At 53.9% G+C, this 7268-nt stretch carries 7 protein-coding genes; all 7 read left to right on the forward strand.

Annotated features, from left to right (window positions below):
* Positions 1-202 precede the first annotated feature (202 nt).
* Positions 203-1426 carry an aspartate kinase gene (locus ACE418_RS00745; RefSeq protein WP_416448678.1) on the forward strand — a complete coding sequence of 408 codons (1224 nt, stop codon included), beginning with the start codon at positions 203-205 and terminating at the stop codon, positions 1424-1426.
* Positions 1427-1435: 9 nt separating this feature from the next.
* Positions 1436-1735, forward strand: coding sequence for a hypothetical protein (locus tag ACE418_RS00750; protein ID WP_020723737.1), 300 nt, complete (start codon positions 1436-1438; stop codon positions 1733-1735).
* Between the two features lie 342 nt (positions 1736-2077).
* Positions 2078-2443 carry a holo-ACP synthase gene (gene acpS, locus ACE418_RS00755; protein ID WP_416448679.1) on the forward strand — a complete coding sequence of 122 codons (366 nt, stop codon included), beginning with the start codon at positions 2078-2080 and terminating at the stop codon, positions 2441-2443.
* Between the two features lie 333 nt (positions 2444-2776).
* Positions 2777-4429 carry an NAD(P)H-hydrate dehydratase gene (locus ACE418_RS00760; RefSeq protein ID WP_416448680.1) on the forward strand — a complete coding sequence of 551 codons (1653 nt, stop codon included), beginning with the start codon at positions 2777-2779 and terminating at the stop codon, positions 4427-4429.
* 1 nt (position 4430) lies between these two features.
* The gene (locus ACE418_RS00765; RefSeq protein WP_416448681.1) at positions 4431-5363 is read left to right on the forward strand and encodes a ComEC/Rec2 family competence protein; all 933 of its coding nucleotides are present in this window, start codon (positions 4431-4433) and stop codon (positions 5361-5363) included.
* 1 nt (position 5364) lies between these two features.
* Complete coding sequence (locus tag ACE418_RS00770) at positions 5365-5586, forward strand: DUF3006 family protein (RefSeq protein ID WP_416448682.1); 222 nt, start codon at positions 5365-5367, stop codon at positions 5584-5586.
* A gap of 549 nt (positions 5587-6135) precedes the next feature.
* On the forward strand, positions 6136-7268 hold a 1133-nt coding region (locus ACE418_RS00775), incomplete at its 3' end, for a transposase (protein ID WP_416448683.1).

The following is a 7268-nucleotide window of genomic DNA, read 5'->3' on the forward strand; positions in this document are numbered from 1 at the left end:
CTTTTTAAATTTAAAACCATCCGCTAACCACTAACTGCTAGCCACTAACCACTGTAAAGGGCTTGTCGCGCATGCGACAAGCCCTTTACATTTCCCCCTGTCCATGATATTATTTCAATAAGTGGTTTCAGATGGTAATGAACCATAATAATGAATTACCATGATAATGAATACTTAAACAAACAAAAGCGAGGGATTTAAGTTGGCATTAATCGTTAAGAAGTTCGGCGGCAGCTCCGTTGCGACACCGGACAAAATGCGGGCTATTGTACAACGAGTCTTGAAGGGCAAGAAGCCTGAAGACAAAATCGTCATCGTTGTTTCTGCAATGGGGGATACTACCGACGATTTAGTGGCATTAGCAAAGCAGATTACCTCTAAGACTTACGGCCGTGAAATGGACATGCTCCTGACGACGGGCGAACAGGTCTCCATCGCCCTCATGGCTATGGCTTTCCAGGAAGCCGGCCAGAAGGCTATTTCCTTTACCGGTGCTCAGGCCGGCATCAAGACCAGCGATGCCTTTAACAAAGGCCGTATCCTGGCATTGAAACCGGGCCGCATCATGAAAGCACTGGATCAGGGCAATATCGTCGTCGTCGCTGGTTTCCAGGGCATTACGGGCCATGGCGATATCACGACGCTGGGCCGCGGCGGTTCCGATACGACAGCCGTTGCCATTGCCGGTGCCATCCATGCTGATGTTTGTGAAATCTATACCGACGTTGACGGCGTATATACGTCCGATCCCCGTGTCGTTCCCAATGCAAGGAAAATCGAACAGATTACATACGGCGAAATGCTGGAAATGGCGAAACTCGGCGCCGGTGTCATGCAGCCCCGTGCCGTCGAAATGGGCAGCCGCTTCGGCGTCCCCATCCATGTACGCTCGACTTTTTCTGAAGATGAAGGAACTATGATACAGGAGGATTGCTCTATGGAAGTCAAACAGTATCTCATCCGCGGCGTCGCTTCGGATAAAAATGTTGCAAAAATCACCGTTTTAGGGATTCCCAATAAACCGGGCTTTGCTTATCGCGTTTTTGCTGAATTGGCAGAAAAACACGTCGACGTCGACATGATCGTCCAGAGTGTCCGCATTGCCAACGAAGGCGTAACGGATATCACCTTTACCATCGCCCGTACAGACCTCGAACAGGCTAAAGCCGTCTTTGCCGATCTCCGCAAGGAAATGCCCGTCGAAGATATCCTCATCGATGACAAGATGGCCAAAGTTTCCGTTGTCGGTGCTGGCATGGCCGGCCATCCGGGCATCGCTGCCGGCATGTTCGGTGTCCTCGGCGATAACGGCATCAATATCGAAATCATTTCCACTTCGGAAATCAGCATCACCTGCCTCATTGCAGAAGATGTCATCGATAAAGCTGTCAAAGCCATCCACGCACACTTCTTTGACGAAGACTGAGGGGGATACATGTCTGTATTGGATAGCTTTACAGAAGAGATGTTGCAGTCTGAACTGCCCAAACGAGTCATCCTCGAACGCCTGACCCATGGCCTGGAAGTAGAAAAGCCGCCGCAGTTTGCCATCCCGGCTCCCAAATACACCTTTGAGACCAACCTGCACGGCTTCCGTTACGACTATCAACATCAGACCGTCACCATTTCCTATAAAGTAGCCCACGGCCTTCATGACGATATGACCGTATCCTTTATGACCTTCCGGGTCATCCTGGAAGGATTGGGCGTTTGTATCCGAATGCAGAAGTGGTAATGAAAGACAGAGGGGGTTGTCGCTAGTGCGGCAGCCTCCTTTTTGTGGTGAAGGAGGGAAAACGCCGTTCGCAGGTCGCAGATGGCAGGCCGTAATGGCTCCCCTAATAGGGGAGCTGTCAGCAAAGCTGACTGAGAGGTTGATTTCCTGTCAGATAATGCCGCTGTGAGATTCAATCACAGCCCATTCTTGTCCAATGGCGGGATTTTACGAGCTACGGCTTTTTTTCGAGGCGATGTCGTCCATGTGAGTTTGGCGCCGCGTAGCGGCATCTGACTCCAAAGTGGCCTGCGAACTGCGGACAGCGGGGCCGTCAGGCCCAAAAAGGAGGGAGAAAGCGCGATGCATTGTGGAACCGATATTGTACAAATCAGCCGTATAGCGGACATGGCCGCCCGTCATGGCCGTTCCCTGGGGCGCTTTTTCACGGAACAGGAACGGGCCTATTGCCAGCGGGCCGATGGTACTTGGCAGTCTGAATCCCTGGCTGGCATCTTTGCCGCCAAAGAAGCCTTGTTCAAGGCCTTGGGGACCGGCTTCCGTCAGGGAAAATGGACCGACGTCGAAGTCTGCCACGATTCGCTGGGCGCCCCATATTACCAGCTCCATGGCTATTACGCCCAGGCCGTGGACCAGGGCAGCCAGCCGCCGTCCCTGTCCATCGCCCACGACGGCGATTACGCCATCGCCTTCACCGTATTAGGGTAGAAGAAAACGCAGTTCGCAGGCCGCAGATGGCAGGCCGCAATGGCTCCCCTAATAGGGGAGCTGTCAGCAAAGCTGACTGAGAGGTTGATTTCCTGTCAGATAGTGCCGCTGTGAGGTTTAACCACAGCCCATTCTTATCCAATGGCGGGATTTTACGATCCACGATTTTTTCTACGAGCCGAGGTGTTCCCGAGGCGATGTCGTTCCTTTGAGTTTGACGCCGCGCAGCGCTATTTGAGTCCATGGCGGCCTGCGAACGGCGAACTGCGGCCTGCGGGCCGTCAGGCCCCTCTACATGCGCCCCTTTTCAATAAAAATAGGAGAGAAAATACTATGCAAAAAGTCACTACTGCCGCTCAGATGCGGAATATGGATCGGATAGCTATGCATGGCATATATGCCATTGCGCCGGCTGTCCTCATGGAAAATGCCGGCCATGCCGTCGCCGAACGGGCCGGTGCCTGGCTGGAAGGCTGGGATGGTAAGGACGTCGTCCTCTTTTGCGGCAAAGGCAATAACGGCGGCGACGGCTTCGTCATCGCTCGCCATATCTTGGCCGCCGGAGCCAGAACCTATGTCTATATCCTCGGCGAAGAAGCCGACTATAGCGATGAAGCCCGCCAGCACTTGCATACCTTGCAGCAGTTGGCTGACGAAGAAACGTGCCTGCTCTTGCCGGCACCGCAGTCGGAAGCCGATTGGCAGCTTTTACGGAAACGTCTCCTCGCGTCTTCTGTCGTCATCGACGCCATGTTGGGGACGGGCTTCCACGGCAGCCTGCGCCAGCCCATTGCCTCTATCGTAGCCGAAGTCAACGCCGCTGCTGCCGCCGGTGCCGTAACGGTCATCGCTGTCGATATGCCGACGGGCGTCAATTCCGATACGGGCGCTGTCAGCAACGGCGACGACGATGAAGACGGTCCGCTCTTTGCCGATATGACTGTCACCTTCGGTGCCCTCAAACGGGGCCTGGTCCTCTATCCCGGCCGGGCCTGTGCCGGCCACGTCGAAGTCGATCCCATCGGTATGCCCGGCCCGCTGCTCATGCAGCTCGAAGAGGATCCGGCTTATTTGTTACAGGAATCGGATATCGCTGAAATCGTCGTGCCCCGCAGCCCGGACAGCCATAAAGGGACTCACGGCACCATCGCCATCGTCACCGGCAGCAGCCAGATGGCCGGAGCCGCTCTCATGGCCGCTCACGGAGCCGTCCGCAGCGGGGCTGGTAAGGTCTTCCTTCGCGTGCCCGGTGCGACGGCACCGTACTGCATCGGCGTCCAGCCGGAAATCATGGTCCGCGGTGTCGGTACTGGCGACCATTTCACTGCCGCTGATGCCGATGAAATCATTGCCGAAAGCAAGAACTGGTCTGTCCTGGCCATGGGACCCGGTATAGGCCGCGACGACGATACGAAGGCCTTTCTCCTGAAAGTCTTGCCGGCTGTGGATTGCCCGGTCGTTCTCGATGCCGATGCCCTCAACTTGCTGGCTGGAGAAAAGGCCCTCATCGCTTCACGGGGCAGCCGGATCATCATGACGCCGCACTTGGCGGAATTTTCGCGTATTAGCGGCTTGTCCATGACGGAAATCAAAGCGGATCCTATCGCTGCAGCCCGACAGTTTGCCTCGGAATGGAAAGTCAACCTCGTCCTCAAAGGGGCGCCGACGCTCATCGTTTCAGCCAGGACAGGGAACGTCTACATCAATTCCACCGGCAATGCCGGCATGGCCTGCGGCGGTATGGGCGATGTCCTGACCGGCATGATTGCCGCCATGACGGCCCATCAGGGCATGAGCGACTTGTGCAGTGCTGCCTGCGCCGGTGTCTATCTCCACGGAGCAGCCGGCGATGCCTGCCGCAAAGCGCACGGCCCGTATGGTTTTACACCGATGGAAACAGCCGATGCCCTTCCCGGCGTCCTGGCTTCTTTAGAAGATGATTTAGCCCTGCCTATTTTGCAGCAGCCCCTGATTGGAGGAAAATAAAGTGAAAAAAAGAAAACTCTTTACGGCCGCCCTGGCCCTGGTCATGAGCTTCATGCTCATCCTGACCGGCTGTGGCAACAGCGCGTCGTCCAGCTCATCTGGCGGAGCCAAGGCTGTCCAGTCCCTGAGTGCGTCCGACAAGGACCTGCGCGTATCCGTTCTCAATGTCGGCCAGGCCGATGCGACGCTCATCCAGTATAAAGGCAAGAATATGCTCATCGATACAGGCGAAGTCGATAGCCGGGCCGATTTGGTCAAACAGCTCAAAGAACGCAAGGTCAAGGACATCGACATCATCGTCATCACCCATCCCCACGGCGACCATCTGGGCGGCATGGCGGAACTGTTCAAGGACTTTAAGATCAAACAGATTTACGATAATGGACAGAGTGCCAATACGGCCATGTACCGCAATTATTTGAAGAACATCAAGGCCAAGAACATTGCCTATAAGACCTTGAAAAAGGGCGATACCTTCACCCTGGGCGATGACGTCACCTTTACCGTCCTGTCGCCGGGCACGCCTTTCACCAAGGAAAATACCCAGGGCGTTTCCGAAAGCGGCCTGACCAATGACAATTCCATCGTCTGCAAGATGACCTATGGCCAGTTCTCCATGATGTTTACCGGCGATGCCCAGAAAGAAGTCGAAGATAAGATTCTCAAGGACTATAAACCAGCGGACCTCAAATCGGACGTCCTCAAAGTCGGCCATCACGGCAGTAAGACCTCGTCGTCCGACGCCTTCGTCAAAGCCGTAGCGCCCAAGGCAGCCACCATTTCCTGCGCCGCCGGCAACCAGTACAAATTCCCGCACGAACCGACGCTGAAGACCTTGCAGAAATATAACGTCGAAGTCTATCGCACCGACCGCAACGGCGTCATCACCATCACCACTGATGGCTCGTCGTACAGCATCGAAAAGGAGCACTAACATGAAAAAAGAACTCGTCGGCAGCCTCGACCGCATTACCGAACAGACAGCGTACATCATCCTCAACGACGACGAACACGAACTCCAGTTCCCACTGGAACTCCTGCCGGATGGCGCCGATGAAGGCATGGCCTTCACCATCACCATCGAACGCAACGAAGAAGAAGAAAGACGCCTGGCCGAAGAAATCGCGGCCCTAAAAGAAAGGGCCTGTCGCACGTAATCGTGCACAGGCTCTTTTTATGTATGCAAAAATATCATAGCTTTATGGTCGTTCTTCATGGACTGTTTGCTCGGACTCAGAAGCGGCTTTGCCGCCATAGACTCTGGAAATCAGGCGCAGGAGCGCCAAAAGGCTCCCCTGTGAAGGGGAGCTGGCCGCCAACGGCGGTCTGAGGGGTTCTTCTGAAGAGGTTGGCATCGGCCACCTGGCCCCTGGCGGGTTCGCGTGCTCCACTCCTCTTGCCGAGAGTGCCATTTGCTGACGTGCTGAAACTCGCTGCGCTCAAACAAAGCAGCACGCCGGACGCAAATAGCACGCACGGCATCCGGCACGGCCTACAAGGACCGCGCCGGACCGAGGTCGTTCCCGCAATGTCACCCGTCAGGGGCCAGGCAGCCGTATCCATTAGGGCTGAACAAAAAAAATCTGAAAAAAACAAATCCCGGACTGTAAAAAGCCCGGGATTGCGCGTAAAATAGAGTTATGAAGACACTAAATACGCATGTCAATTATACAATATGGGAAGCTCCTTATCAACTGTCACTTCCCTTGAATATTTCATTTCAGATTCCAGATGACGATCCCGTGCGGTTAGTGAAGCTGCTCATAGAAAGGATGGATTTATCACCGCTGTACCAGACGTATTCTCGTATCGAGAAAAATCAGGCTTCACCACGCCAGTTACTGGCCATCGTCATTTATGCCAGCATGAACCAGATTTTCAGTTCCCGTCGTATTGAATCGGCCTGCCGGAGAGATTTGAATTTCCAATATCTGTTGGAAGGGAAACCCGTTCCCAATCATGCAACTATCGCCCGTTTCCGTTCTCATCATATGGCGGCATGCAGCCAAATCTTGTTTGCCGACATGGATGCCGTCTTGGCTCAGGCCGGGGCCTTATCTCTGAAGAACTTGTTCATCGATGGGACAAAAATCGAATCTGTCGCCAATAAATACACCTTTGTCTGGAAGAAGAGTGTCACGAAACGGCAGGCTAAAGTATTCGCAAAAATCCCGGGCTTTATTCTTCAGACCCAGGAACTCTTTGGCATCCAAGTGCTCCATACACACGCTGTCCATCGGTACCATTTACGGCGGCTGTTGGGAAAATTGAAACGGCTTCAACGAGAAGGGCACATCGTCTTCGTCCATGGCAAAGGGCATCGTAAGACGCCACTGCAAAAGGCCATTGAAAAAACCAAGGATTTCCTGCATAAGACAAAAGAGTACGCCGTCCAGCTTCATTACTGCGGGGACCGGAACAGCTATGCCAAGACCGATATCGATGCCACCTTCATGCATCTGAAAGAAGACGCCATGAAAAACGGCCAGGTCAAGCCTGCATATAATGTACAATATGGCGTGGACGCTGGATTCGTTACCTGGGTCACTGTCGGACCGCAGACTTCAGATTGTACCACCCTGTTGCCTTTCCTCGAAGATTTTCGCAAGCATTTCCCCTTCCAGTATGCCCGTATCATTGCAGATTCCGGCTATGAAAGCGAAGAAAATTACACGAAGCTCGCCAAACAGGGGTATGATGCTTACATCAAACCGTCCGACCATGAGCAGCGGAAAAAACGCCGTTTCAAGAAAGATATTGGCAAATTCCAGAATATGGACTATGACGCGAAAAATGATGTCTTTTATTGCCACAATCACCGTAAGCTGACCTGTGTTGG

It is taken from the genome of Megasphaera jansseni, from assembly GCF_047974155.1.
Lineage (GTDB): Bacteria > Bacillota > Negativicutes > Veillonellales > Megasphaeraceae > Megasphaera.